This window comes from Streptomyces sp. RKAG293, assembly GCF_023701745.1.
Classification (GTDB): Bacteria; Actinomycetota; Actinomycetes; order Streptomycetales; family Streptomycetaceae; genus Actinacidiphila.
Genome location: NZ_JAJOZB010000001.1, coordinates 730,637 through 755,429, shown reverse-complemented (window position 1 = coordinate 755,429; position 24,793 = coordinate 730,637). Strand labels below are relative to the sequence as shown.

Here is a 24,793-nt window from a genome sequence, read left to right as displayed (position 1 = left end):
GGGTGGCGGCGCACGGCTTGGGGCGGCATCACGCGGGCCGCCCGCCCGTTGTCGATTTGTGATCTGCGCGGAGCATTGACGCCATCTGTTGTTAACGCTCACACTCTGGGGGTCGGAAACCTTCGGGCAACATGCCGGGGTCGCCGGTTCCTGGGTCGGGCGCCGGCCCCGCCCGTCAAGCCCCACCGTCCCAACTCATGCAACGGAGAGTTCGATTGATGATTGTTAACGCTAACAATTCGGCTGGCACCTTGCCCGCCACTGCCGGGGCCGCCGCCGGGGCCTCCCGCACCACCCCGACCGACTACGTCCTGGGCATCGACTTCGGCACGCTCTCCGGACGCGCCGTCGTCGTCCGGGTGTCGGACGGTGCCGAGATCGGCAGCGCCGTCCATGAGTACTCCCATGCGGTGATCGACGACCGATTGCCGGGCAGCAACGTCCCGCTGCCACCGGACTGGGCCCTCCAGCATCCGGAGGACTGGCTGGACGTGATCCGCCGCGCCGTCCCCGAGGCCATCGCCGCCGCCGGGATCGACCCCGCCGCGGTGATCGGTATCGGCACCGACTTCACGGCCTCCACCTGCCTTCCCACCAGCGCCGACGGCACCCCGCTCTGCCTTCGCCCGGAGCTCGGGTCCCGGCCGCACGCCTGGCCGAAGCTGTGGAAGCACCATGCGGCCCAGCCCCAGGCCGACCGGATCACCGCGCTCGCCCACGAGCGCGGTGAGGACTGGATCGCCCGCTACGGCGGCCTGATCTCCTCCGAGTGGCAGTACGCCAAGGCCCTCCAGGTGCTGGAGGAGGACCCGGACACCTATCGGCGCACCGACCGCTGGATCGAGGCGGCGGACTGGATCGTCTGGCAGCTCACCGGCGTCGAGACCCGCAACACCTGCACGGCCGGATACAAGGGGATCCACCAGAACGGTGGCTACCCGTCGACCGGGTACCTGGCCGCTCTCAACCCCGCCTTCGCGGACTTCGCGCGGACCAGGCTGGAGCACCCGCTCTCCCCGCTGGGCGACCGGGCCGGCGGCCTGACGGCCCGGGCCGCCGTCTGGACCGGGCTCCCGGAGGGCATCGCCGTCGCGGTCGGCAACGTGGACGCCCACGTCACCGCTCCGGCGGCACGGTCGGCCGGCGCCGGCGAGCTGCTCGCCGTGATGGGCACCTCCACCTGCCACATCCTCAACGGCGAACAGGTGGCCGAGGTCCCCGGCATGTGCGGGGTGGTCGACGGGGGAGTGGTCGACGGGCTGTGGGGCTTCGAGGCCGGACAGAGCGGCGTCGGCGACATCTTCGGCTGGTTCGTCGAGCACGGCATCCCGCCGACCTACCACGAGCAGGCCGCCGCCGAAGGCATCAGCCTGCATGAGCACCTGACCCGGCTGGCCGCCGGCCAACCGGTGGGCGGGCACGGCCTGGTGGCGCTCGACTGGTGGAACGGAAACCGGTCGGTGCTGGTCGACCACCGGCTCTCCGGGGTGCTGGTCGGTGCCACGCTGGCCACCCGGCCGCCGGAGATCTACCGCGCGCTGCTCGAGTCGACCGCCTTCGGCACCCGGGTCATCGTCGAGGTCTTCGAGAAATCCGGCGTCCCCGTCACCCGCTTCACGGTGGCCGGAGGCCTCACCAGGAACGCGCTGCTGATGCAGATCTACGCGGACGTGCTGCGCCGCCCGCTGAGCGTCGCCGCCTCCGAACAGGCCCCGGCGCTGGGCTCCGCCATCCACGCGGCGGTGGCGGCCGGGGCGTACGAGAACGTGCCCGCCGCGGCCGAGCGGATGGGGCGCGTGCACCGGGACCGGTACCTCCCGGACGCGGCCCGTGCCGACGCGTACGACCGGCTGTTCGCCGAGTACCGCGCCCTGCACGACCTGCTCGGCGGCGAGCACAGGGGCGTGCTGCACCGACTGCGCGAGTTGCGCAACGCGACCGGCACCTCTGCCGCCAACTGACCCGTACGGAAGGCCGCCATCATGACCGAGCGCACAACCGACGACCCCCGCACCGAGCGCACAACCGACGACCCCCGCACCGAGCGCGCAACCGACGACTCCCGCACCGAGCGCGCAACCGACGACTCCCGCACCGAGCCCGTGGCCGACCCCGGGACCGCATCCCTGACCGCGCTCACCGCCCCCACCGACCCCGCGATCGGCCGGATACGGCAGCAGGTCAGCGATCTGCACCAGGAACTCGTCCGCTACCAGCTCGTGGTGTGGACCGCAGGCAACGTCTCGGCCCGCGTGCCGGGACACGACCTGATGGTCATCAAGCCCAGCGGTGTGTCCTACGACGACCTGACCCCCGAGAACATGATCGTCTGCGATCTGTACGGGCAGGTCGTCGAAGGTACGCACAACCCGTCCTCGGACACCGCCGCCCACGCCTACGTCTACCGCAACATGCCCGAAGTGGGGGGCGTGGTGCACACCCATTCCACGTACGCCACCGGCTGGGCGGCGCGCGGTGAGGCGGTGCCCTGCGTCGTCACCGCGATGGCGGACGAGTTCGGCGCGGAGATACCGGTCGGCCCGTTCGCGCTGATCGGTGACGACTCGATCGGCCAGGGCATCGTCGCCACCCTCAAGGGCCACCGTTCGCCCGCCGTGCTGATGCAGAGCCACGGCGTGTTCACCATCGGCAAGGACCCGAAGGCCGCCGTCAAAGCCGCCGTGATGTGCGAGGACGTCGCTCGCACCGTCCACCTCTCCCGGCAGCTGGGAGAACCGGTGGGCATCGCCGCACCGGACATCGACTCGCTCTACGACCGCTATCAGAACGTATACGGCCAGCAGCCCGCCGGCCGTGAAGGAGTGCAGGAATGAAGTCGCTCGAAGGCCGCGAAGTCTGGTTCCTCACCGGCAGCCAGGGACTCTACGGGCCGGACACCCTCCGGCAGGTGGCCGAACAGTCCCAGCAGATCGCCGAGGCACTCAACGACGGGCCGGACATCGCGGTCCGGGTGGTGTGGCTGCCCGTACTCACCGACGCGGACGCGATCCGGCGGGTCTGCCTCGACGCCAACGCCGCCGACGACTGCGTCGGCGTGATCGCCTGGATGCACACGTTCTCCCCGGCCAAGATGTGGATCGCCGGCCTCGACGCGCTGCGCAAGCCGATGCTGCACCTGCACACCCAGGCCAACCGGGCGCTGCCGTGGGGCTCCATCGACATGGACTTCATGAACCTCAACCAAGCGGCGCACGGGGACCGCGAGTTCGGTTACATCCAGTCCCGACTCGGAGTGGCCCGCAAGACGGTCGCCGGACACGTCAGCGACCCGTCGGTGGCCCTGCGGATCGGATCCTGGGCCCGTGCCGCGACCGGTCACGCCGCGCTGCGCGGCCTGCGGGTGGCACGGTTCGGCGACAACATGCGGGACGTCGCGGTCACCGAGGGCGACAAGGTCGAGGCACAGCTGCGGTTCGGCGTCTCGGTCAACACCCACGGCGTCAACGACCTGGTCGCCGTGGTCGACGCGGTGACCGACGCCGACGTCACCGAGCTGACGAAGGAGTACCAGGAGACGTACCGGGTCGCGCCCGAGCTGCGCTCCGGAGCGGAGCGGCACGACGCGCTGCGGTACGCGGCGCGGATCGAACTCGGCATGCGGGAGTTCCTCACCGACGGCGGATTCCAGGCGTTCACCACCAACTTCGAGGACCTCGGAGGGCTGCGCCAGCTGCCCGGTCTGGCCGTCCAGCGCCTGATGCTCGACGGTTACGGCTTCGGCGGTGAGGGGGACTGGAAGACCGCCGCGCTGCTGCGCACCCTGAAGGCGATGTCGGCGGGTCTGCCCGGTGGGACGTCGTTCATGGAGGACTACACCTACCACCTGGAGGCCGGGCAGGAAGTCATCCTCGGTGCGCACATGCTCGAGGTCTGCCCGTCGATCACCGCCGAGGTGCCCTCGTGCGAAATCCATCCCCTGGGCATCGGTGGCCGGGAGGATCCCGTCCGGCTGGTCTTCGAGGCCGCCCCGGGCCCGGCCGTCGTCGTGGGGCTCGCCGACATGGGGGACCGGTTCCGGCTGGTCGCCAACGAGATCGACCTGGTCGCCGCCGCGGAGCCGCTGCCCAACCTTCCGGTGGCGCACGCCGTATGGAAGCCGCAGCCCGACCTGCGGACGTCGACCGAGGCGTGGCTCACGGCCGGTGCCCCGCACCACACCGTGCTCTCCAGCGCCATCGGGACGGAAGAGCTCGTGGACCTCGCGGAGATGACGGGGGCCGAACTCCTCGTCATCGACGCGGGGACCACGATCCGGCAGTTCAGCCAGGAGATCCGCTGGAACCAGGCGTACCACCGGCTGGCACGAGGTTTCTGAGAGCGGCTTCCCGTTCACCGCAGAACCACTCCAGTCGCACCAACGCAGTCGCACCACTCCAGTCGCACCAACGCAGTCGCACCACCCCGGTCATACATCGCAGGGAATTCCCCGGCTCGAAGGAGAGTGCACGATGTCCCTCACCGCCTCCACCCCGGCAAGACCCCGTCACCCACGACTGCGTACGCGCTGTGCCGCCGCGGCCGTCCTGGCCGCGGCGCTGTGCCTCTCCCTCGCCGCCTGCGGCGCGGGCAAGAAGGCCCCCGCCGGCAGCGGCACGGACGCGAACGGCGCCAAGAAGCTGGTCTTCGGATTCTCCCAGGTCGGATCCGAGAGCGGCTGGCGCGCCGCCAACACCAAGTCCATCCAGGACGCGGCGAAAACCGCCGGCTTCGAGCTCAAGTTCTCCGACGCGCAGCAGAAGCAGGAGAACCAGATCGCCGCGATCCGCACCTTCATCCAGCAGAAGGTGGACGTCATCGGCTTCTCACCGGTGGTCGTCACGGGCTGGGACACCGTACTGAAGGAGGCCAAGGCCGCCGGCATCCCGGTGATACTCACCGACCGGGCGATCGACACCCAGGACACGTCCCTCTACAAGACCTTCATCGGGTCGGACTTCGTCAAGGAGGGGACCGCCGCCGGTCAGTGGCTGGTCGACGCGGAGAAGAGCGGCACCGGCACGGTGAACATCGCGGAGCTCGAGGGCACCACCGGCTCCGCCCCGGCGATCGACCGCAAGAAGGGGTTCGAGGACCTGGTCCTGAAGGACCCCCGGTTCAAGCTGGTCGCGGACCAGACCGGTGACTTCACCCGCGCCAAGGGCAAGGAGGTCATGACGGCCTTCCTGAAGGCGCACAAGAACATCAATGTCCTCTTCGCGCACAACGACGACATGGCGATGGGTGCCATCCAGGCGATCGAGGAGGCGGGTCTCAAGCCCGGCAAGGACATCCGCATCGTCTCGATCGACGGGGTCAAGGACGCCTTCCAGGCGATGGCCGACGGCAAGATCGAGGTCGTCGTCGAGTGCAACCCGCTGATCGGCCCGCAGGTCATGGACCTCGTGCGGAAGCTCAAGGACAAGGCCGAGGTGCCGGCCCGGGTCGAGTCCAAGGAGGGCGTCTTCACCAAGGACAAGGCGGCCGCCGAACTCCCCAACCGCCAGTACTGATCTCGCCGGTACCGCTCCGGTGATCCGGGACGGGGGCGCCCCAGGTGGGCGCCCCGGACCCGGCCGGAGCCGACAAGCGGCCCGAGGAGAGGAGCTCCCATGTCGACGCCGCAGCTCAGCCCCGCTCAACCCGTCCTCCGGATGGCCGGCATCACCAAGGAGTTCGCCGGCGTCCGGGCCCTCGCCGGAGTCGGACTCGACCTGTATCCCGGTGAGGTGCACGCCCTGATGGGCGAGAACGGCGCCGGGAAGTCCACCCTCATCAAGGTGCTGACCGGAGTGCACGAGGCCGAAGCCGGGACCGTCACGCTGGACGGCGTCCCGGTCCGGTTCGCCGGGCCGCTGCAGGCGCAGCGGGCCGGGATCAGCACTGTGTACCAGGAGGTGAACCTCTGCCCCAACCTGTCGGTCGCGGAGAACATCTTCCTCGGCCGCGAGCCCCGCAGGCTCGGCCGCATCGTGTGGTCCGAACTGCGCCGGCGGGCCCGTGACCTGCTGTCCGGGCTCGACCTGGAGATCGACGTCCGCGCGCCGCTGGACGCCCTTCCGCTCGCCCTGCAGCAGATGGTCGCCATCGCCCGCGCCGTGGACATCCGGGCGAAGGTGCTGATCCTCGACGAACCCACCTCCAGCCTGGACCGCGAGGAGGTGGCCCAGCTGTTCACGGTGATCCGCCGGCTGCGTGGCGAGGGCGTGGCGATCCTGTTCGTGACGCACTTCCTGGACCAGGTCTACGACGTGTCCGACCGGATCACCGTGCTCCGCGACGGCCGTCTCGTCGGCGAGTACCGCACCGCGCACCTGCCGCAGATCGAGCTGGTGTCGGCGATGCTCGGGCAGGAGCTGGGGGAACTCACCGACCGGGGCCGGGGCGACCGCGAGCGCCCGGCCGGGGCCCCGTTCGCCGAGGCGCGCGGACTCGGACGTAAGGGCGCCATCGCGCCGTTCGACCTCGCTGTGCGCCCGGGGGAGGTACTGGGCCTCGCCGGGCTGCTCGGCGCGGGACGCTCGGAGACCGCCCGGCTGCTGGCCGGCGCCGACCGCGCCGACACCGGCAGTCTCACCGTCGACGGCCGGACCGCCCCCCTGCGCAGCCCCCGCGCCGCCGTCCGGCGGGGCATCGCGTTCTGTTCGGAGAACCGCAGGAGCGAGGGCATCATCCCCGATCTGACGGTACGGGAGAACATCGTCCTCGCCCTCCAGGCCGCCCGCGGCTGGGCCGGAGCACTCCCCGCCCGCCGGACGGAGGAGCTGGTCGCGCACTGGATATCGGCCCTGCACATCCACCCGGTCGACCCGGAGGCGGTCGTCCGCAACCTGAGCGGCGGCAATCAGCAGAAGGTGCTGCTCGCCCGCTGGCTGATCACCGAACCGAAACTGCTGATCCTCGACGAACCGACCCGGGGCATCGACATCGGGGCCAAGGCCGAGATCCAGCGGCTGGTGGCCTCGCTCGCCGCGGACGGCATGGCGGTGGTCTACGTCTCCGCCGAACTCGAAGAGGTGCTGAGCCTGTCCGACACCGTCGCGGTACTGCGCGACCGCGAGCTCGTGGCGACCCTGCCCAACACCGCCGAACTCACCCTGGACCGGCTGATGGAGACCATCGCGACCGGAGGGACCCACTGATGCCGCCCCTCATCACCAGGCTGGCCGCCCACCGGCTGTTCTGGCCGCTCGCGCTGCTCACCGCCCTGCTGGTCACCAATGTCGTCCACACCCCCGACTTCTTCTCGATCCGGATCCGTGACGGCCACCTCTTCGGCAGCCTGGTCGACATCCTGCGGCTCGGCTCCCCGCTGCTGCTGGTCGCCCTCGGTATGACCCTGGTCATCGCCATCGGCGGGATCGACCTGTCGGTCGGCGCCGTGGTCGCCGTCTCCGGAGCCGTCGCCTGCCTGAACATCAGCGAGCTCACCGACCAGCGGAGCGTCGGTGGTGTCGCCGTCGCGGTACTGCTCGCACTGGGCGTGTGCACCGCCCTGGGTGTGTGGAACGGCGTGCTGGTCGCCGGGATCGGCATGCAGCCGATCATCGCCACCCTGATCCTGATGGTCGCGGGGCGCGGCGTCGCACAGATGATCACCAGCGGCCGGATCGTCACGGTGAACAGTGAGCCCTACCACCTGATCGGGGGCGGGTACGAACTCGGCCTCCCGCTCTCGGTGGTGATCGCCGCTGCGGTGCTCGTACTGACCGGTCTTGTCGTCCGGCGCACCGCACTCGGGCTGCTGCTCGAAGCGGTCGGCGGCAACCGGGAGGCCAGCCGGCTGGTCGGAATCCGGGCCCGGGGTCTCACCATCGCCGTCTACGCGTTCTGCGCGCTGTGCGCGGCCGGCGCCGGACTGATGATCAGCTCCAACGTGGCCGCCGCCGACGGGAACAACGCGGGCCTGTGGATCGAGCTCGACGCGATCCTCGCCGTGGTCATCGGCGGAACCTCGCTCACCGGGGGCCGCTTCCACCTCGGCGGCACCGCCATCGGCGCCCTCGTCATCCAGACGCTCTCCACCACGGTCTACACCGTCGGGGTGCCGCCCGAGACGACGCTGGTGTTCAAGGCGCTGGTCGTCATGGCGGTCTGTCTGCTGCAGTCCCCGGCGTTCCGCGCCAAGGTGCTGTCGCGCAAACCGCCCCGCCGGCCGGATACCGGCGGCGCCCGCCCGGACGTCACCGCGAAGAGCACCGGCACCTCCCGGAGCAACACACCGGCCAACGCCGCCCAGAGCCCGAAGGAGGCGACCACCCTGTGAGCGCGACCCAGCCCCGCGCCGCCGCCGGCCGCGGCGTCCGCACCTTTCTGGCCCAGCACCGCGACTACGTCCCGGTCATGGCCACCGCTGTCCTGTTCGCGCTGACCCTCGAAGCGGGCAACTACCGCTACCTGGACTTCCTGGCCGGCCAGACCATCGCCAACCTCTTCGTGGACAACGCGTTCCTGTTGGTCATCGCCGTCGGCATGACGTTCGTGATCCTCACCGGCGGCATCGATCTCTCGGTCGGAGCCGTCGCCGCGCTCTCCACGATGCTGTGCGCCACGCTCGTCGAGCGGCACGGATGGCCGCCCGCCCTGGTCATCCCGCTGGTCCTTGCGGCCGGCGCCCTGATCGGTGGCGCCATGGGCTACGCCATCCATCACTTCGAGGTGCAGCCCTTCATCGCGACGCTGGCCGGGATGTTCTTCGCCCGGGGCCTGTGCTACCTGATCAGCACCAACGCGATCCCGATCGACGACCCGGTCTTCACCACCCTGGCGCAGTCCCATGTCACCTTCCCCGGAGGGGTGTTCATCTCCTGGTCGGTGGTCATCGCGGTGGCCGTCGTCGCCGTCGCGTTCCTGACGCTGCACTACACGAGGTTCGGCCGGGCGGTGTACGCGGTCGGCGGCAACGCGCAGTCGGCGCTGCTGATGGGGGTCCCGGTAGGCCGGACGGTGATCCGGGCCTACACCGTCAGCGGGCTGTGCTCGGCCCTGGGCGGAGTGCTGTTCACGCTCTACACGCTGTCCGGGTACAGCCTGCACCTGGTCGGCACGGAGCTCGACGCGATCGCCGCCGTGGTGATCGGCGGGACGATCCTGGCCGGCGGCTCCGGCTACGTCCTGGGCTCCCTGCTGGGCGTGCTCGTCCTCGGGGTCATCAAGACCATCATCACCTTCGAGGGCACGCTCAGCTCCTGGTGGACGAAGATCGCGGTCGGCACGCTGCTGTTCGCCTTCGTCCTGCTGCAGCGCCTGATGACGTCCCGCCGGCGAGCCTGACCGACCGGCCGCCTCGCGGTCCGCCCCGCACCCCACGCGCCATGGAATCCGCCCTTCACCACCTTTCAAGGGAGACCCATGCCTTTCACCCGGTCCCATCGACCAGGCCGTCATCTCCGGCAACGGCTCCGTACCGCTGCCGCCCTCGCCGCGAGCGCGGCACTCCTCACCGTCGGCTTCGTCCCCCTCGCGGCCACCCCCGCCGCCGCGGCCACCGCCCTCGCCGGGCACTGGGCACTGGACGAGGCCACCGGAAGTACCGCCGCCGACGACTCCGGCGGCGCCCACCCGGGCACTCTCGCGGCGGGAGCCAGCCACGCGGCCGGGCAGGTGGGTGCCGGGAGCGTCGCGACGAACGGCACCGGCACCGGCACCATCGACCTCGGCGCCCCGATCGTCGACACCTCCGGCTCCTTCAGCGTCTCCGCCTGGGTGAAGCTCGACAACACCGACGGCTACCAGACCGCCGTCAGCATCGACGGCGCCGACGTCAGCGGCTTCTACCTCGGACTGCGCGGCGACACCGGGACGTTCGCCTTCGCCCGGCTGCCCTCCGACACCGTCGGGACGGCGGCCGTCGCCGCCTCCGGCGACAGTCCGGCCGCCGGTTCCTGGTACCACCTCACCGGTGTCCAGGACACCGCGGCCGGCACGCTGTCGCTGTACGTCAACGGCGCACTGCAGACGGCCGTTCCGTACACCACTCCGTGGAAGGCCACCGGGCACGCCTTCGCCGGCCGGGGCAAGTACGCCGGGAATCCGGTGGACCACCTCGACGGAGGCGTGGACGACCTGCGGTTCTACACCGGCGCCCTGGCCGCGTCCGAGGTGACCGCGCTGGACCAGCCCGCGCACTGGGCGTTCGACGCGGGCACCGGAACCTCCGCCGCGGACAGCTCAGGCCACGGCCACCCGCTCACCCTCGGCGCGACGGCCGCCTGGACCACCGGCAAAGCCGGTGCGTACGCGCTGCGGTCCAACGGGACGGCCGCCTCGTCCGCCACCACCGGCGCCGCCGCGACGGACACCTCGCAGTCCTTCTCGGTCTCGGCCTGGGTCAGGCTCAACTCCCTCACCGGCTACCAGACCTTCGCGAGACTCGACGGGACCTCCGTCTCCGGCTGCTACCTCCAACTGCGCGGCGACACCGGAAAGTTCGCCTTCACCCGACTGGCGTCCGACAGCTCCACCGCCACCGTCCGCCACGCCGACGCGACGGCCGCCCCGACCGCCGGCACCTGGTACCACCTCACCGGCGTCAGCGACAACGCGTCCGGCCGGCTGAGGCTGTACGTCAACGGCATCCTGCAGTCCACGGTCGCGTACACCACCCCGTGGAAGGCCGCCGCGGGCACGGCGGTCGGCCGCGGCAGGTTCAACGGCAACCCGGTCGACTTCGCCGACGCCGCCATCGACGATGTGGTGATCTACGACCATCCGGTGACCGCTCCCGAGCTGGAGACCCTCCTGGGCCAGGGCAACGGCACCCTCTCCGTCAACGCTGCCACCGCCGCGCACGCGCTGCCGAGCGACTTCTCCGGCCTGATGACCGAGGACATCAACCACTCCGGCGAGGGCGGCCTGTACGGCGAACTGCTGCAGAACCGCTCGCTGATGGCCACCTCCAGCAGTCCTACCTCCTGGTCCGCCGTCAGCTCCACCGGCGGCTCGGCGAGCATCGCGCTGGACACCGCGAATCCCCTCAACAGCGCGCTGACCCGGTCGCTGAAGGTCTCTCTGACAGGTGCCTCGCCGGGCAACCGGGCGGGCGTCGCGAACAGTGGCTTCTGGGGTGTCCCGGTCAAGCCGTCCACCACCTACACCGCCTCGCTGTACGCCAAGGCCGCCCCGGGTTTCACTGGACCGCTCAAGCTCTCCCTGGAGAGCACCGGTGGCACGGCCTACGCGACGGCCACCATCCCCGCTCCGACCACGGCCTGGAAGAAGTACACCGTCCGCCTGACCACCACGGCCGGCGCTCCCACCGGTTCCGCCAACCGCTTCGTGCTCTCCTCCGAGAGCGCCGCGGGAGCAACCTTGTGGCTGAGCAACGTGTCGCTCTTCCCGCCCACCTACAACAACCGCCCCAACGGGCTGCGGGTCGATCTGATGGAGAAGATGAAGGCCCTCAAGCCCTCCTTCATCCGGCTGCCGGGCGGCAACTACCTCGAAGGCAACACGGTCGCCGAACGCTTCGACTGGAAGAAGACCCTCGGCCCGACCGAGACCCGGCCAGGACACCAGGACCCCTGGGGCTACTGGTCCACGGACGGCCTCGGCCTGCTGGAGTACCTCGAATGGTGTGAGGACCTCGGCGCCCGGCCCGTCCTCGGGGTCTACGCCGGCTACTCCCTGCAGCACGATGTCGTCCCGCTGGACCAGCTCTCCCCGTACGTCCAGGACGCCCTGGACGAGATCCAGTACATCACCGGCGACGTGACGACGAAATGGGGTGCCAGGCGCGCCGCCGACGGGCATCCCGCGCCGTTCTCCCTCCAGTACGTCGAGGTCGGCAACGAGGACTGGTTCGACACCACCGGCAGCTACGACGGCGCCAACGGCCGCTACGCACAGTTCCACGATGCCATCAGGGCCGCCTACCCGGCGCTCAAGCTGATCGCCACCACCGCCGTCTCCGCACGCACTCCCGATGTGGTGGATCTGCACAACTACCGTTCGCCCGGCTGGTTCAACGTGAACGCCAACGCCTACGACACCTACTCGCGGAGCGGTCCGAAGGTGTTCGAGGGGGAGTGGGCCTCCCAGGCCGGCCGGCCGACCCCGACGCTGGCGGGTGCGATCGGCGACGCGTCCTGGCTGACCAATCTGCAGCGCAATTCCGATGTGGTGGCGATGGAGGCGTACGCCCCGCTGCTGGCCAACGTGAACAGCGTCCAGTGGAACACCAATCTGATCGCCTTCGACGCCTCGACCAGCTACAACTCTCCCGGCGCCTACGTCCAGCAGATGATGGCCGCCGCACACGGCGACCAGATCCTGACCGCCTCGTACAGCGGCACCAGCACCGTCAACCAGGTGGTCAGCCGCTCGTCCCGCACCGGGAAGTACTACATCACCGTCGTGAACCCGGGCGGGAATCCGCAGTCGATCACCGTCCGCCTGACGGGCGCCGGCGCGGCCGTCCCGACCACCGGTACCGCCGTCACTCTGACCTCCGCCCATCTGTCCGACACCAACACCCTCACCGATCCCCGCCACATCGTCCCGGTCACCACAGCGGTGACGGGTCTGGGAGCCTCCTTCACCCGCACCTTCCCGGCCAGCTCGGTCACGCAGCTCACCATCGGCTGAGCGGACGCCCGTCCCTGACGGCGTCGGCCGACCCTTTCCGGCCGGCCGACGCCCGGGCGCGGAATCAGTTCTGTTCACATCCGCTCACAGCATTGACGGACCTCCGGCGCGGCCCTAGCTTTCATTGGGTCGTACTTCGTACGTCATATATGAGACGCGATATCTGAGATCTGAGAGCGCATATGACCTTTGCTCCCGCCCCGATCCCCTCCCGGACGCAGTACGTGCAGGAGGCGATCAAGCACGGCATCCTCACCGGGCAGTTGAGTCCGGGACAGGCACTCGTCGAGGCCGATCTGGCGGCGCAGTTCGGCGTTTCGAAGACGCCCGTGCGCGAGGCGCTCAAGACGCTGGCCGGCACCGGCCTCGTCGTGATGAGCCAGTACAAGGGCGTCACGGTGCGGACCGTGGACACCGCCATGGCGCGGGAGATCTACGACGTGCGGCTGCTGCTGGAGCCTGAGGCGCTGCGCCGCAGCATCGTCAGGAAGGAGTCCCTGGCGGCGGCGCAGGACGCGCTCGCGCGGGCCGGGGGCGCGGAGGACCGGGCCGACCGGAGCCTCGCCAACCGCGACTTCCACCGGGCGCTCTACCTCCCCTGCGGCAACCCGCTCCTGACGCGGATGCTCGACGAGGTGCGTGACCAGGCGGCCCTGGTGTCGACCGTCGCCTGGGCGGCTTCCCCCTCCTGGGAGCAGGAGGCCCGCGAGCACCAGGAGATCCTGCGGACGGCGCTCGCCGGTGACGCGGACGGCGCCGCCAGGCTGCTGCACGCCCACATCTCGGACTTCGTCCGCCGCGCGTTCCCCGACCACGAGGAGGCGGGCGCCTGATGCACCGCTCTGAACACAGGCCCCGCCCCGAACCGATGGACCGCGCCGCACTGCGGGCCGCGCTCGCCGACGTCGTCGCGATTCCGGTGACCCCGTTCGACGCCGACGGTGCGATCGACCGGGCCGCGTACCGGCTTCTGCTGCGCAGGCTGCTGGACGGCGGCGTCCGGACGCTCACGCCCAACGGGAACACCGGTGAGTTCTACGCACTCGCCCCCGAGGAGCGCCTCACCGTCGTCGAGGACACGCTCGCCGAGACCGCGCGGCGACCGGCCGCCGTCCTCGTGGGAGTGGGACACGACGTTCCGACCGCCGTCGCCGGCGCCCGGCACGCTCGTGACCACGGCGCGCAGATGGTGATGGTGCACCAGCCCGTCCATCCCTATGTGTCGCAGGACGGATGGGTGGACTACCACCGCGCCATCGCCGAATCCGTTCCCGAACTGGGCGTGGTGCCCTACATCCGCAACCCCCTCCTCGGCGGCGACCGGATGGCACTGCTCGGCGACCTGTGCCCCAATGTGATCGGCGCGAAGTACGCGGTGCCGGACGCAGCCCGCTTCGGGGCCTTCGCGCGCGACGCCGGGCTCGACCGGTTCGTCTGGGTGGCAGGACTCGCGGAGCTGTACGCGCCGGCCTACTGGGCGATGGGCGCCACCGGGTTCACCTCCGGCCTGGTCAACGTCGCCCCGTCCGTCTCGCTGGGCATGCTGACGGCCCTGCGGGCCGGAGACCATCCGGGAGCGATGAAGGTCTGGGAACAGATCCGCCCCTTCGAGGACCTGCGCGCCGCGCAGCAGTCCGCCAACAACGTGACCGTCGTGAAGGAGGCACTCGCCGCACTCGGCCTGTGCCGCCGCGAGGTGCGGCCGCCGAGCCGTCAGCTGCCCGACGCGCAGCGCGCCGAGGTCGCGGCACTCATCAAGGACTGGGCGATATGAGGAAGTCTCCCGGGGAACTGCGCAGCCACCGGTGGTACGGCACCGACGGGCTCCGCTCGTTCAGCCACCGGGCGCGCACCCGGCAGCTCGGCTATCTCCCCGAGGAGCACCTCGGCAAGCCGGTGATCGCGATCCTCAACACCTGGTCCGACATCAACCCCTGCCACTCCCACCTGCGGGAACGCGCCCAGGCGGTGAAACGCGGGGTGTGGCAGGCGGGCGGCTTCCCGCTGGAGTTCCCGGTGTCCACGCTCTCGGAGACCTTCCAGAAGCCGACGCCGATGCTCTACCGCAACCTCCTCGCCATGGAGACCGAGGAACTGCTGCGCTCCTACCCGGTCGACGGCGCCGTCCTGATGGGCGGCTGCGACAAGTCCACCCCGGCGCTGCTGATGGGCGCGGCCAGCATGGACCTGCCGGCCGTCTTCGTCCCGGCCGGACCCATGCTGCCCGGACACTGGCGCAATGAAGTGCTGGGCTCCGGCACGGACATGTGGAAGTACTGGGACGACCGGCGCGCCGGGCTGATCGGCGACGCCGAACTGGCGGAACTGGAGAACGGGCTCGCGCGTTCCCCCGGCCACTGCATGACGATGGGCACCGCCTCGACGCTGACGGCCGCCGCCGAGGCGCTGGGTGTCACGATGCCCGGCGCGTCCTCGATCCCCGCGGTCGACTCCGGTCACGAGCGGATGGCGGCCGCCTCGGGAGCGCGCATCGTCGAGCTGGTGTGGCAGGACCTGAAGCTGTCGCGGATCCTCACCCGTGACGCGTACGAGGACGCGGTCGCCACCGTCCTCGCCCTGGGCGGCTCCACCAATGCCGTGATCCATCTGATCGCGATGGCCGGCCGCTCCGGCGTCGAGCTGAACCTGGACGACTTCGACCGCATCGCCCGCACGGTGCCGGTGCTGGCGAACCTGCGCCCGGGCGGCCACTATCTGATGGAGGACTTCCACTTCGCCGGCGGCCTGCCCGGCTTCCTCGCGCAGCTCACGGACGTCCTGCATCTGGAGCGCCCGACGGTCGCGCACCGCACGCTGCGCGAGCAGCTCACGGGCGCGCTCGTCCACAACCCGGACGTGATCCGCCCCCGCGGCAACCCGCTGGCCGACGAGGGCGGCCTCGCGGTGCTGCGCGGCAACCTCTGTCCGGACGGCGCCGTCATCAAGCACATCGCCGCCGATCCCCAGCTGCTCAAGCACACCGGTCCTGCCGTGGTCTTCGACGACTACCGGACGATGCAGGCCACCATCAACGACCCGGGCCTGGGCATCACCGCCGGCACCGTCCTGGTCCTGCGCGGCTCCGGTCCGCTCGGCGGCCCCGGGATGCCCGAGTACGGGATGCTGCCGATCCCCGACCACCTTCTCCAGCAGGGGGTGAGGGACATGGTCCGGATCTCCGACGCCCGGATGAGCGGCACGAGTTACGGTGCCTGCGTCCTGCACATCGCACCTGAGTCGTATACCGGCGGCCCGCTCGCACTCGTCCGCACCGGTGACCTGATCACCCTCGACGTGCAGGCGCGACGACTCCACCTGGAGGTGGACGACGCCGAGTTGGAACGCCGCCGCGCAGAGTGGCAGCCGCCACCGCCCCGCTTCTCACGCGGCTACGGCGCCCTCTACCAGGAACAGATCACCCAGGCCGACACCGGCTGCGACTTCCGTTTCCTGGCCGGGCCCGGCGAAGTGCCCGAGCCCTACGCGGGCTGATCGTCCGGAGGCGTCGGTTTCCCGCCCGTCGATCGACTATGCGTCTGGCAAGGGCGGATCATAGTCCAACGCTGCGTGTTTTCGCGGGAAATCATCTTACGTCCGCATCCAGGGCATCGCCGTGCGTAGTCTCACGGTCACCGCAGTGCAGCTGGGGTCCTCAACTGCCGCGAACCGAGAGGGAATCCGCGTGCCCGGAATCGATGAGTGCTTACTCGAAGCGATGGGTCTGCCCGGTGCACGGGGAGCCGCCGTCGTCGAGTGGACCACGGGACTGGCGCTCGGCACTCTCGGCGTATCCCCCACGAACGACTACGAGACCACGGCGGTCGAGACGGCCGAACTGGCCCGGATGGCCGCCGAACACACCGCCTTCGCGCCGGCCGGGAACCAGGGCGACGCCGAGGGCGCCAAGGGATCGCCCGTCGAGGACGTCATCGTCACCACTCCCACCAGCTATCACCTGCTGCGCTTCGTCGACACCACCTTCGACAGCAGCGTCTTCTTCCATCTCTGGCTCGACCGCGACGAGGGAAATCTCGCCCTTGCCCGGCTCCGGCTCCAGGGACTGGCCGAGCGCCTGGTGCTCGGATGAGAGCGCTGAACCCCTCGATGCTGGTCCGTATGGCCGGAGACCGGGCCACCGGCGCCCTGCTGCGGGAGACGGGCACGGTCTATCTGCTCGACGGAGAAGTCGTCCACGCCGAGAGTCCCGCGGCACCCGGCGTCGACGTGCTGCTGCTCGCCCGCCGCCGGCTCTCCCCGGCGGAGTGGCAGCAGACCATCGACCGGGCGGGGGCACGGTGCCGGGTCGGGCGCAGCCTCGTCGAGAGCAACCTGCTCACCAGCGGGGAGCTGGAGATCTGCCATCTCGGCGCGGTCTTCGACGCCGCGTTCTTCGCGCTCGCCCCCAGAACCGGCCCGACCCGCTTCCGCTACGGAGCCACCCACTGGTTCGGGCCCGTACGCCCGCTGCGTGCCGAGGTCGTCGAGCGTGAGACCCGGCGGCGGCAGGAGCTGCTGGACGGGATCTGGCCGCACCCCGAAGTCGACAGTGCGCCGGTCGTCCGCGACCGGGCGGCCGACAACCCCGCGGTCACCCGGCGGCAGCGCGCCGTCCTGGATCTGGCGGACGGCGTACGGACCCCGTTCACGATGGCCCGGCTCCTGGGCCGTCCCGCCTTCCACACCCTCGTCGACGTGCGCCGGCTGGCCGCCGCCGGGCATCTGCGGACACCCCGCCGATCGGCGGCGGCCGAGCCTTCCCCCATCCCGGCCTGGGTCGCGGACCTGTCCGCGGACCCCGACATATCCCTGCTGCGCCGACTGCGTGACGCATTGGAGGCAACCCTGTGATCTTCCGGCCCGCCCATGAGGCACCGGCAACGCCGTCATGAGACGCGCACTGAGACAGCGCGCCGAAAGGAGACAGCTGATGGCGACGGAGGCCGATGTCCTGGAAGAGCTCCGGAGGTTACGGGCCCGCGTTCCCCACCTCACCGGCGTGCTCGCGGCGAGTATCGACGGTCTGGTGCTGGCCCAGGACCTTCCCACCCCGGAGTCCGAGACCGTCGCCGCGCTCAGCGCCGCCGTGCTCTCGGTCGCCCTCCGCCTGGCGGACGGAACCGACCGGGGCGCGTTCCGGGAGCTGCTGGTCAGGGGCGAGCAGGGCTATGTCGCCACCTATGCGGCAGGCGTCTCCGTCGTCCTGACCGCATGGGCCGGGACGGACGCCAACGTGGGCCGACTCCACCTGGAGGCCCGCCGGTGCAGTGCGCGCATCGCCGAACTGACCGACAGCACGCTGATCCGGCCCGAGACCACCTGACCGCACCACCGTTCCGACGCATCACCCACAGCAGACCACTGCACACCACCGCAAAGACCGGAAGGAAGTACCCGCTCATGACGAACATCGAGACCTCCCTCAAGGAAGCGACGACATCGATCGAGGGCACGCTGGGCGTCGCGCTCGTCGACTACACCAGCGGCATGGCACTGGGCACGATCGGCGGCGGCAAGGACCTCGACCTGACGGTCGCCGCCGCCGGGAACACCGACGTGGTGCGCGCGAAGGTGCGCACCATGGAGATGCTCGGCCTCAAGGACGACATCGAGGACATCCTCATCACCCTCGGCAGCCAGTACCACCTGATCCGGCTGATCAAGGGACGCGGCAAGAACGGCCTCTTCCTCTACCTGGCACTGGACAAGGGACGGGCCAACCTGGCGATGGCCAGGCATCAGCTCAGGAAGATCGAGGCCGACCTGGAGGTCTGACGACCGCCCGCGACGGGGGCCGCACAGCGGTCGGCTCCCGTCCTGCGGTCGTGGAGAGCCGCGCCGTCGCGCTTCCGGCACTACGCCTGGCTGCCGGACCGGCGTCGGCGGACGATCAGGAGCGCGGCGCCGGCCGCGACGACGACTCCCGTGGCGGCGGCACCCAGCAGCAGGGTGGACGACGAACCGGAACCGTCGGTGTCGGCGGCTGCGGTCGGCTGGGCGGCCGGGTGGCTGGGGGCCGGCGCGGCGGAGACCGGGGGAGCGGGCGTGGTGGCGGACGTGCTGGGTGCCGGGCGGCCCGGAACAGCTGTGACCTTGAGGGTGGTCTTTCCGGCGCCGATGGCCGGGAACGCGGACTCCGCCGCGATCTGCCAGGTGCCGGGCGGCAGCGGTACGGCGACGGTGTAGGTGCCCTGCGCCATGTCCAGCGGGGTGAGGGCCCACGGCCCGACCTGCCTGCCGTCCGCCGCCGTCGCCTGCAGCGTCGCGGCGACCTTCTCGTCCACGGGGTGGTGGTCCTCGTCCCAGGTGGCCGTGACCGTCAGGCGGCCCTCCGCGTTGCCGGTGATCTCCAGGTGGATGGTGTCCCCATGGGCGGACGCCGGGCTCGTGGACAGCAGCGACAGCAGGGTGGCGAGGGTGATCAGCAGTGCGGCCGTGAGCGGCCGGAGCAGGCGGAGGGACGGGAGGTGCATCGGGGACCGGCTTTCGGGAGGGTCGGGAGACACGGCGGGACGGGCGGCGGGCGGGCCCACAGGAGTGCTGACGGGCCCGCCCGGTGGGGCGGGCCCGTCAGTTCATGAGGTTTCGTCCGTCGTCAGGACGTGGACTGCTGGAAAGTCCAGCGCTGCCAGGCCTGGTTGCCGGGCTGCTGCAGCTCCAGCAACGCCCCGCCGTAGTAGTCGCGGTTGCTCACGCCGAGGACGAGCGGTGAGCCCTTGACGCCGAGCGTGTAGCCGGTGGCGTTGGCGGTGATCTTCCACGCTTGCGATGCGGCGGTGCCGCACGGCTGCTGGGCGATCCACTGACCCGCGACCGGCTTCCCGCCGATCTGCAGGCACTTGCCGGACACCGCGGACTTGACCCGGACGTAGCCGCCGCCGACGCTCTCGAACAGCCACTGCTGGTTGGTGTAGCCGTGCCGCTGGTAGCCGATGAGCACCGCGCCGTTGGCCCGGGAGGAGCCGTACATGTCGGCGGCCTGTCCGGTGAAGCTGTTCAGCATCAGGTACCGCTTGCCGGGCTCGACCGGGCCGGCCGTCGTTCCGCCGGCCGGCTGGGTACGGAACGCCGCCTGACGACCGGGTGCGGAGACCTTGCCGTCCGCGCCGTGCACGGCGACGGCGACCTTGTACTGCGTGCCGGGCTTCAGGCTGACCACGCGCACGGTGGTGGCCTTGACGTTGCCGATGGCCCTCTGGTCCAGCAGCAGGTCGTACCCGGTGGCGCCGGTGGCCGGCTTCCACGTGAGCACCGCGGAGTTCTGGGTCACCTGACTCACGACGACATCAGGACCGGTCGTCGGGTTGGGGTTCGGCGTGGTGGTGGTCGGGTTCGGCGTCGGACCGGCCGTCTTGGTGGGGGACGGTGTCGGGCTCGGCGTCGGGTTGGGATTGGGGTTGCTGCCGCCGTTGCTGAGCAGGAACTGGTTGTTGGCGATGTTCCAGTGCGTCGTCAGGTAGCTGCCCGGCTGCGGGTTGGTGTTGAAGTAGTCGTCGTGATTGCAGTCGAGCCGGTCGTCACTGCTGCGGTTCGGGCAGTGGATCTGCATCTGCGGGTAGTACGGCGTGTCCGAGTAGCACATGATGTCCCACTCGTCGACGCAGTGGCCGCCGCGGCTGGTGTGCGGGGCACTGTTGTTGACCGCGCCGAGGTTGTGGCCGAGTTCGTGGGCGGGCGTCGAACCTCCCCAGCAGCCGGAGTCCGTCCGGCCGTAGGAAGGGCCGAAGTTGCTGGAGTTCTCCGGGCCGGGACGCTCGTCACCCGCGAAGCTGCCGATGCCGCAGTAGACGTTGGAGTCCGCGAAGATCATGTACTTGCGGTCGCGGCGGTTCAGGCCCTGCGCCGCCAGCGCCTGGTTGGTGGCGCTGAAGTCCTGCATCGCGGAAGCCGGCACTTCGAGGTTGAGTACCGCGACGGTGCAGTCGGACTCGGTGACGTAGCGGATGTGCCGCACACCGCCGGTCTCCGTCGCGCTCGCGTTGTAGATGACGTCGGAGTCGTGGGCCCACTTCTTGAACGAGGGCAGGTACTCGGCGAACCGGTTCGCACCGGGGCCGTGCGCGTAGACGACCTGGACGCGGTTGCCGGTCGAGCCGTCGCCGTCACAGATCACGGCCGACGCCGCGTCCTGCGCCGCGGCGCTCTTGGCGGCGGTGCCTGTGGTGCCCGTCGAGGCGGGCGGCGCCGACGCGATGGCCTTGCCGGGGTGGGCGGCGTCCAGCGTCGCCGGCACGTCGGAGAGCAACTCGGCGCCGCCCGGGGCCTTGCCGGCGCCGGCCTCGGGTATGGAGGACACCACGGCCGCCTTGACGGCCGGAGGCGTGTCCTTGGTGATGTCCACGCCCTTGGGCGGTGAGTCGGGGCCGTGCGTGCACTGCTTGACGCCCTCGACCTCGAAGCCGCCGACACACGAGCTGTCCTCGGGGGCGGCTTCCAGGCCCTTGTACACCATGCCCTTGCGCGGCTCGTCGGGCGGAACGTCGTCCAGCGCCTGCGGGGATGCGGAGTCCACCTGCTGGGTGTTCGTGCCGCCGATGCCGCCCGTGGTGGCGAGTGCGGTGACGCCGCCGGCGACCAGCGTGGCGGAGGCCAGCGCGATGGCGAGGAGCGTCCGTCTCTTGGCCGCCGAGCGGCGCCGGTGCTCGCCTCGATCGTTGAGCTGCAACAAGTTCATCCCATCCTTGGGTCTGGACTGCGCTGCGGCGGGACACTGCCACATCGAACGCCCGTTCATCCACCCGGATTTCGTTGCTATAGGAGGGGCGAAAGTTGCCGATGGGGCGCTGACGGACCGAACTGACGCACGGTCATGGGCGAGGAGGGTTGCCTCGTCCCGGGTATTGCAGTGACATTGCACCAGAGGTCTAGACCACTGGAAAGCAAACCTCGGCGGCACTGCGTCGCCGGAACCTTCACAGGAACATGAGGTCGGCTTTAGGAATCCTTAGGCTTCGCCGAAACCGCGACCGCGCGGCGACGTGGCGCGAGCGGCCGAGGCGGCGGCGGAGGGGGCGTCACCCCGCGCGCAACCGGCGTCAGTTGAACGTAGCGCATCCCGCCGCAGGATGCGGCTGGTTCGATACCGTTCGGTAACTTCGTTGTTCCAGAGGGTGATAAACATGCTGCGAGACTGCTCGGGCGTCCATGGGTGGGAACCGCCCGGTCGGATGCCGTACAGCCTTGTGCCCCCGTTGCGTTTCCCGACGAAACGGTCAGTGGCCCGGTGATCCCGGCCGCCGCTGGTGGGCACGGCGGTGCAGCCCTGGCGGGTGCCGCGCCGAGCACCGCGCGACCGGGCCCGCCGGCCGGCAGTCGTCCGAGGCGCGTGCGCGAAGGCGCCGTCGCCGTCCGCTGAAACGACCGGAGGGGCCATGTCGATGTCCACCAGGGGTACCGCGTCCGTGGGGAAGCAGCACGTGGGGCACAGGTCGTATCCCGGCTTGCGGGAGACGGCCGCGCAGGAGGCGTCCGCCTCCCCGGAAGTCCGGATCCCGGCGGGACCGCCGGGCAGGACCCGCGACGGCCGGCCGGCGGAGTTACCGGGCCGCGCCCATCCGGCGGTCGACGCGGATTTCACCTCCGCCCGGAGCACCGCTCAGAGTGCAGTTCAGAGCCCCGTCCAAGGCTCCACCCCGGCCGGAGGGCACGGGGAAATACTGCGGCTCCCCTCGCCGCACGGGGACAGGAGCGGCGGCCCCACCCCGGTGGTGCGCGGCCTCGCCGAGGGCCTGCTGAGACAGCTTCCCCACCTCGTCGAAGAGCTCATGGAACTGACCGTGGGCAGGGGAGTGCGGCATCTGGAGCTCGTACCAGGGTCCGAAATACGCCGTTCCCTCCACGAGAACGTCCTCGGCTTCCTGCGGATCCTCGCGGGCAAGCCGCCCGCCGACAGCAACCCACTGGCCGTCCCGATGGCGTGGGGACACTACCGCGCCCAGGAAGGCGTGTCGGTCGAATCCCTGCTCCGCGTCCACCGGCTGGCCACCCAACTGCTCTGGGAGAAGCTGTTCGACGAGGCCCGGGCGCTGTCCCCGGAGGTGCTGCAGCGGCTCCTCGACGAGAGCGGCCCCGTGTGGGACGCGCTCGACAGCTACTCGCAGGCCTTCGTCGAGGGGCACCGCGTGGCGGAGGCCGACGCCCAGCGCCGCAGCACCGAACGCCGTGAGACGGTGATCGACGCGCTGATCGAGGGCCGCGGCGTCGAGCCGGTGGTCGCCGCCGAGGCGCAGGTGACTCTCGGCCTTCCGGCGCGCGGCCGGTTCGTCGTGATCGCCATGGCCGACGGGACGGTGCCGAGCGGGGAGCACGACGCCGACGGCTTCGGGAGCGGGACGCCGCGCGCGCTGCGTCATGCCCTGCCCTCCCACGCGGTGCTGGCCGTCTGGCGCAGGCGTACCGACCGGCACATCGGACTGCTGGAACTGGGCAGCACCTCGCTGGGGCGGCTGGTCGAAGCTCTCTCGGCCGGCGTGGGCCGGCGGGTGGGCATCTCCTGCGAGGTCGACAGCCTCTCCGACATCGCCACTGCTTACCACTGCGCCGAGACCGCCCTGCAGACCCTGCCGGCGGCAACGGAAGGCGTCGCGGCCTTCGACGACCACCTGCTGGAGGCCCTCGTGGTGACCAGCCCGCACGTCGCCCAGCGGCTGGCCCGCCACACGTTCGGCAGACTGCTCGACTGCCCTCAGGAGGAGCGGGACCTGCTGCTCGCGACACTGGACGCCTGGTTCCGCGGCGGCTGCTCGGCGGCCAGGGCCGCGGACGAGCTGCACTGCCATCGCAACACCGTGCTCAACCGGCTGCGCCGCATCGAGACGCTCACCGGCAGCATGCTCGACGACGACCGGCACCAACTCGCCTGCCGGATGGCCCTGGTGGCCGTGCGCTGCCCATGAGCGCCCCGACACGATGCGCAGCTCCCGACCGTTCCGGCCTCTTGTTCCGCTCCTGACCTGCTGCGTTGTGCTCGGCGCACAGCCGGGTCCCGGCAATCCGCAGCGGGCGGCCATCGACTCCGGTGCCGGCGCACGGGACCCTGGAGGCGGGGGAACACGCACACGTGGCCGGCTTCACCGCCGGTTCATGGCCCGGCTTCCAGATGAGCGGCCGACCCTCTCGGGCCGATGGTCCCGTCCGCAGCGCGGCGGACGGCAAGGACCGCGGCACGGCCCATGGTCCCCGAGTGCCTGCTGGGAGAGATGCTGTGACCGACGTATTCGTCGACTCGTTCGTCCACACACTGGGCGAACGCAAAGCCCATGTCAGCGAGACCGGGGCCGCGGGGCACCTGATGTCCTCGGCGCAGGACCTGGAGTCGGCCGGCTTCCGCTGGCACCACGTCTGTGAGCCGACGACCAGCGCCTACGACCTGGCCAGGGACGTCACCGCGCAGCTGGCCGACTCCGGCCGGCTGGGCGACGTGGACGCGATCGTCTACGCGACGTGCCTGCCCGGCAACGGCAACGCCGGAGACCCGGCGGCGTGGGAGCGCAGCCGGGACGTGAAGCACCTCATGGACTTTCCCGCCGGCCGGCTGCAGGCTGACTTCGGGCTCGGGAAGGCCGTCGTCATCGGGCTCAACCAGCAGGCGTGCACGGCGATGCTGGGCTCCCTGCGGCTGGCCGGGGCGATGCTCCGGGCCGAGGAGGACTGGGAGCGGGTGCTGTGCGTGACGGCCGACCGCTTCCCGGCGGGAGCCCGGTACGAGCAGGCCTACAACCTCATCTCCGACGGCGCGGCGGCCTGTGTCGTCAGCCGGGAACCCGCCGCGTTCCGCCTGGTGACGGCACACCAGATCACCAACGGCGGCCTCGGGCAGGCGGATGACGACGAAACGGTCGGCATGTACTTCGCGTACACCCACCGGCTGGTGCGCGAGACCCTGACCCGGGCCGGGCTGTCGGCCGCGGACCTCGACTGGGTCGTCACCCAGAACACCAACGACAAGGCCTGGCAGATCCTGGCCCGGCTGCTCGGGGTGGACGCCGGGAAGGTCTTCTTCTCGTCCATGCGGGACGTGGGGCACGTCATCTCCGCCGACAACATCATCAACCTCGCGGAACTGATCGCTTCCGGCCGGCTGCGGCCCGGTCAGTACGTCGCGCTCGTGATGGCCGGATTCGGCCTGAACTGGCAGTGCGTGATCCTGCAGGCCACCGAGTCCTTCGCCGCGTGATCCGGACGAGCGCCCGCGGCCGCAGCGTCCGCGCTCGCT

19 protein-coding genes are annotated in these 24,793 nt (G+C 70.7%); 17 read left to right on the top strand and 2 right to left on the bottom strand.

All coding sequences use genetic code 11. The annotated features are described in order from the left end of the window. The first annotated feature begins 218 nt into the window (after window positions 1-218). From araB to LNW72_RS03205, 15 genes are all read left to right on the top strand, one after another. Window positions 219-1,961, top strand: a complete 1,743-nt coding sequence (gene araB, locus LNW72_RS03275; RefSeq protein WP_374117123.1) for a ribulokinase — start codon at window positions 219-221, stop codon at window positions 1,959-1,961. Window positions 1,962-1,982: 21 nt separating this feature from the next. After that, window positions 1,983-2,834, top strand: a complete 852-nt coding sequence (locus LNW72_RS03270) for an L-ribulose-5-phosphate 4-epimerase (protein WP_250973928.1) — start codon at window positions 1,983-1,985, stop codon at window positions 2,832-2,834. Next, a complete protein-coding gene (gene araA / locus LNW72_RS03265; RefSeq protein ID WP_250973927.1) occupies window positions 2,831-4,336 on the top strand; it encodes an L-arabinose isomerase in 1,506 nt (501 codons plus the stop codon). Before LNW72_RS03270 ends, araA begins: the two co-directional genes overlap by 4 nt. Window positions 4,337-4,469: 133 nt before the next feature. Next, a complete protein-coding gene (locus tag LNW72_RS03260; protein WP_250973926.1) occupies window positions 4,470-5,510 on the top strand; it encodes an ABC transporter substrate-binding protein in 1,041 nt (346 codons plus the stop codon). 99 nt (window positions 5,511-5,609) lie between these two features. Further along, the gene (locus LNW72_RS03255) at window positions 5,610-7,139 is read left to right on the top strand and encodes a sugar ABC transporter ATP-binding protein (RefSeq protein WP_250973925.1); all 1,530 of its coding nucleotides are present in this window, start codon (window positions 5,610-5,612) and stop codon (window positions 7,137-7,139) included. Next, window positions 7,139-8,263 carry an ABC transporter permease gene (locus LNW72_RS03250; protein WP_250973924.1) on the top strand — a complete coding sequence of 375 codons (1,125 nt, stop codon included), beginning with the start codon at window positions 7,139-7,141 and terminating at the stop codon, window positions 8,261-8,263. The genes LNW72_RS03255 and LNW72_RS03250 overlap by 1 nt, the downstream gene beginning before the upstream one ends. Beyond that, window positions 8,260-9,270, top strand: coding sequence for a galactofuranose ABC transporter, permease protein YjfF (yjfF, locus tag LNW72_RS03245; protein ID WP_374117122.1), 1,011 nt, complete (start codon window positions 8,260-8,262; stop codon window positions 9,268-9,270). The genes LNW72_RS03250 and yjfF overlap by 4 nt, the downstream gene beginning before the upstream one ends. A 78-nt stretch (window positions 9,271-9,348) precedes the next feature. Continuing rightward, window positions 9,349-12,582, top strand: a complete 3,234-nt coding sequence (locus tag LNW72_RS03240; RefSeq protein ID WP_250973923.1) for a LamG-like jellyroll fold domain-containing protein — start codon at window positions 9,349-9,351, stop codon at window positions 12,580-12,582. 182 nt (window positions 12,583-12,764) lie between these two features. Continuing rightward, on the top strand, window positions 12,765-13,415 hold the full coding sequence (locus LNW72_RS03235; protein WP_250973922.1) for a GntR family transcriptional regulator: 651 nt from the start codon (window positions 12,765-12,767) through the stop codon (window positions 13,413-13,415). A gap of 35 nt (window positions 13,416-13,450) precedes the next feature. Then, the gene (locus LNW72_RS03230; RefSeq protein WP_250980002.1) at window positions 13,451-14,356 is read left to right on the top strand and encodes a dihydrodipicolinate synthase family protein; all 906 of its coding nucleotides are present in this window, start codon (window positions 13,451-13,453) and stop codon (window positions 14,354-14,356) included. After that, complete coding sequence (araD, locus tag LNW72_RS03225) at window positions 14,353-16,074, top strand: L-arabinonate dehydratase (RefSeq protein WP_250973921.1); 1,722 nt, start codon at window positions 14,353-14,355, stop codon at window positions 16,072-16,074. The genes LNW72_RS03230 and araD overlap by 4 nt, the downstream gene beginning before the upstream one ends. Before the next feature lie 190 nt (window positions 16,075-16,264). Continuing rightward, window positions 16,265-16,669 carry a hypothetical protein gene (locus LNW72_RS03220; RefSeq protein ID WP_250973920.1) on the top strand — a complete coding sequence of 135 codons (405 nt, stop codon included), beginning with the start codon at window positions 16,265-16,267 and terminating at the stop codon, window positions 16,667-16,669. Then, window positions 16,666-17,430: a transcriptional regulator gene (locus LNW72_RS03215; RefSeq protein WP_250973919.1), complete on the top strand. Its 765-nt coding sequence runs from the start codon at window positions 16,666-16,668 to the stop codon at window positions 17,428-17,430. The genes LNW72_RS03220 and LNW72_RS03215 overlap by 4 nt, the downstream gene beginning before the upstream one ends. A gap of 37 nt (window positions 17,431-17,467) precedes the next feature. Beyond that, window positions 17,468-17,902 (top strand): roadblock/LC7 domain-containing protein, encoded by a 435-nt coding sequence (locus LNW72_RS03210; protein ID WP_250973918.1) that lies wholly within the window; start codon window positions 17,468-17,470, stop codon window positions 17,900-17,902. Window positions 17,903-17,979: 77 nt separating this feature from the next. Then, window positions 17,980-18,354 carry a hypothetical protein gene (locus LNW72_RS03205; protein WP_250973917.1) on the top strand — a complete coding sequence of 125 codons (375 nt, stop codon included), beginning with the start codon at window positions 17,980-17,982 and terminating at the stop codon, window positions 18,352-18,354. An 80-nt stretch (window positions 18,355-18,434) separates the two neighbouring features. On the opposite strand, the gene LNW72_RS03200 is transcribed toward LNW72_RS03205, so the two are convergent. Together LNW72_RS03200 and LNW72_RS03195 are read right to left on the bottom strand one after the other, a co-directional pair. Beyond that, on the bottom strand, window positions 18,435-19,052 hold the full coding sequence (locus LNW72_RS03200; RefSeq protein ID WP_250973916.1) for a hypothetical protein: 618 nt from the start codon (window positions 19,050-19,052) through the stop codon (window positions 18,435-18,437). A gap of 122 nt (window positions 19,053-19,174) precedes the next feature. Then, window positions 19,175-21,253, bottom strand: a complete 2,079-nt coding sequence (locus LNW72_RS03195; protein WP_250973915.1) for an RICIN domain-containing protein — start codon at window positions 21,251-21,253, stop codon at window positions 19,175-19,177. Window positions 21,254-21,956: 703 nt separating this feature from the next. Between LNW72_RS03195 and LNW72_RS03190 the strand changes: the two genes are divergently transcribed. Both LNW72_RS03190 and LNW72_RS03185 read left to right on the top strand, forming a co-directional pair. Then, a complete protein-coding gene (locus LNW72_RS03190) occupies window positions 21,957-23,474 on the top strand; it encodes a PucR family transcriptional regulator (RefSeq protein ID WP_250973914.1) in 1,518 nt (505 codons plus the stop codon). Window positions 23,475-23,782: 308 nt separating this feature from the next. Beyond that, window positions 23,783-24,754: a 3-oxoacyl-[acyl-carrier-protein] synthase III C-terminal domain-containing protein gene (locus LNW72_RS03185; RefSeq protein WP_250973913.1), complete on the top strand. Its 972-nt coding sequence runs from the start codon at window positions 23,783-23,785 to the stop codon at window positions 24,752-24,754. Window positions 24,755-24,793: the final 39 nt, after the last annotated feature.

Bases quoted from the DNA above. Each gene is read 5' to 3' on its own strand.
- araA (WP_250973927.1), top strand. From the start codon at position 2,831: ATGAAGTCGCTCGAAGGCCGCGAAGTCTGGTTCCTCACCGGCAGCCAG.
- LNW72_RS03205 (WP_250973917.1), top strand. From the start codon at position 17,980: ATGACGAACATCGAGACCTCCCTCAAGGAAGCGACGACATCGATCGAG.
- araD (WP_250973921.1), top strand. From the start codon at position 14,353: ATGAGGAAGTCTCCCGGGGAACTGCGCAGCCACCGGTGGTACGGCACC.
- LNW72_RS03260 (WP_250973926.1), top strand. From the start codon at position 4,470: ATGTCCCTCACCGCCTCCACCCCGGCAAGACCCCGTCACCCACGACTG.
- LNW72_RS03270 (WP_250973928.1), top strand. From the start codon at position 1,983: ATGACCGAGCGCACAACCGACGACCCCCGCACCGAGCGCACAACCGAC.
- LNW72_RS03215 (WP_250973919.1), top strand. From the start codon at position 16,666: ATGAGAGCGCTGAACCCCTCGATGCTGGTCCGTATGGCCGGAGACCGG.
- LNW72_RS03255 (WP_250973925.1), top strand. From the start codon at position 5,610: ATGTCGACGCCGCAGCTCAGCCCCGCTCAACCCGTCCTCCGGATGGCC.
- LNW72_RS03200 (WP_250973916.1), bottom strand. From the start codon at position 19,052: ATGCACCTCCCGTCCCTCCGCCTGCTCCGGCCGCTCACGGCCGCACTG.
- LNW72_RS03210 (WP_250973918.1), top strand. From the start codon at position 17,468: ATGAGACGCGCACTGAGACAGCGCGCCGAAAGGAGACAGCTGATGGCG.
- LNW72_RS03235 (WP_250973922.1), top strand. From the start codon at position 12,765: ATGACCTTTGCTCCCGCCCCGATCCCCTCCCGGACGCAGTACGTGCAG.
- LNW72_RS03240 (WP_250973923.1), top strand. From the start codon at position 9,349: ATGCCTTTCACCCGGTCCCATCGACCAGGCCGTCATCTCCGGCAACGG.
- LNW72_RS03190 (WP_250973914.1), top strand. From the start codon at position 21,957: ATGTCCACCAGGGGTACCGCGTCCGTGGGGAAGCAGCACGTGGGGCAC.
- LNW72_RS03195 (WP_250973915.1), bottom strand. From the start codon at position 21,253: ATGAACTTGTTGCAGCTCAACGATCGAGGCGAGCACCGGCGCCGCTCG.
- LNW72_RS03250 (WP_250973924.1), top strand. From the start codon at position 7,139: ATGCCGCCCCTCATCACCAGGCTGGCCGCCCACCGGCTGTTCTGGCCG.
- LNW72_RS03230 (WP_250980002.1), top strand. From the start codon at position 13,451: ATGGACCGCGCCGCACTGCGGGCCGCGCTCGCCGACGTCGTCGCGATT.
- araB (WP_374117123.1), top strand. From the start codon at position 219: ATGATTGTTAACGCTAACAATTCGGCTGGCACCTTGCCCGCCACTGCC.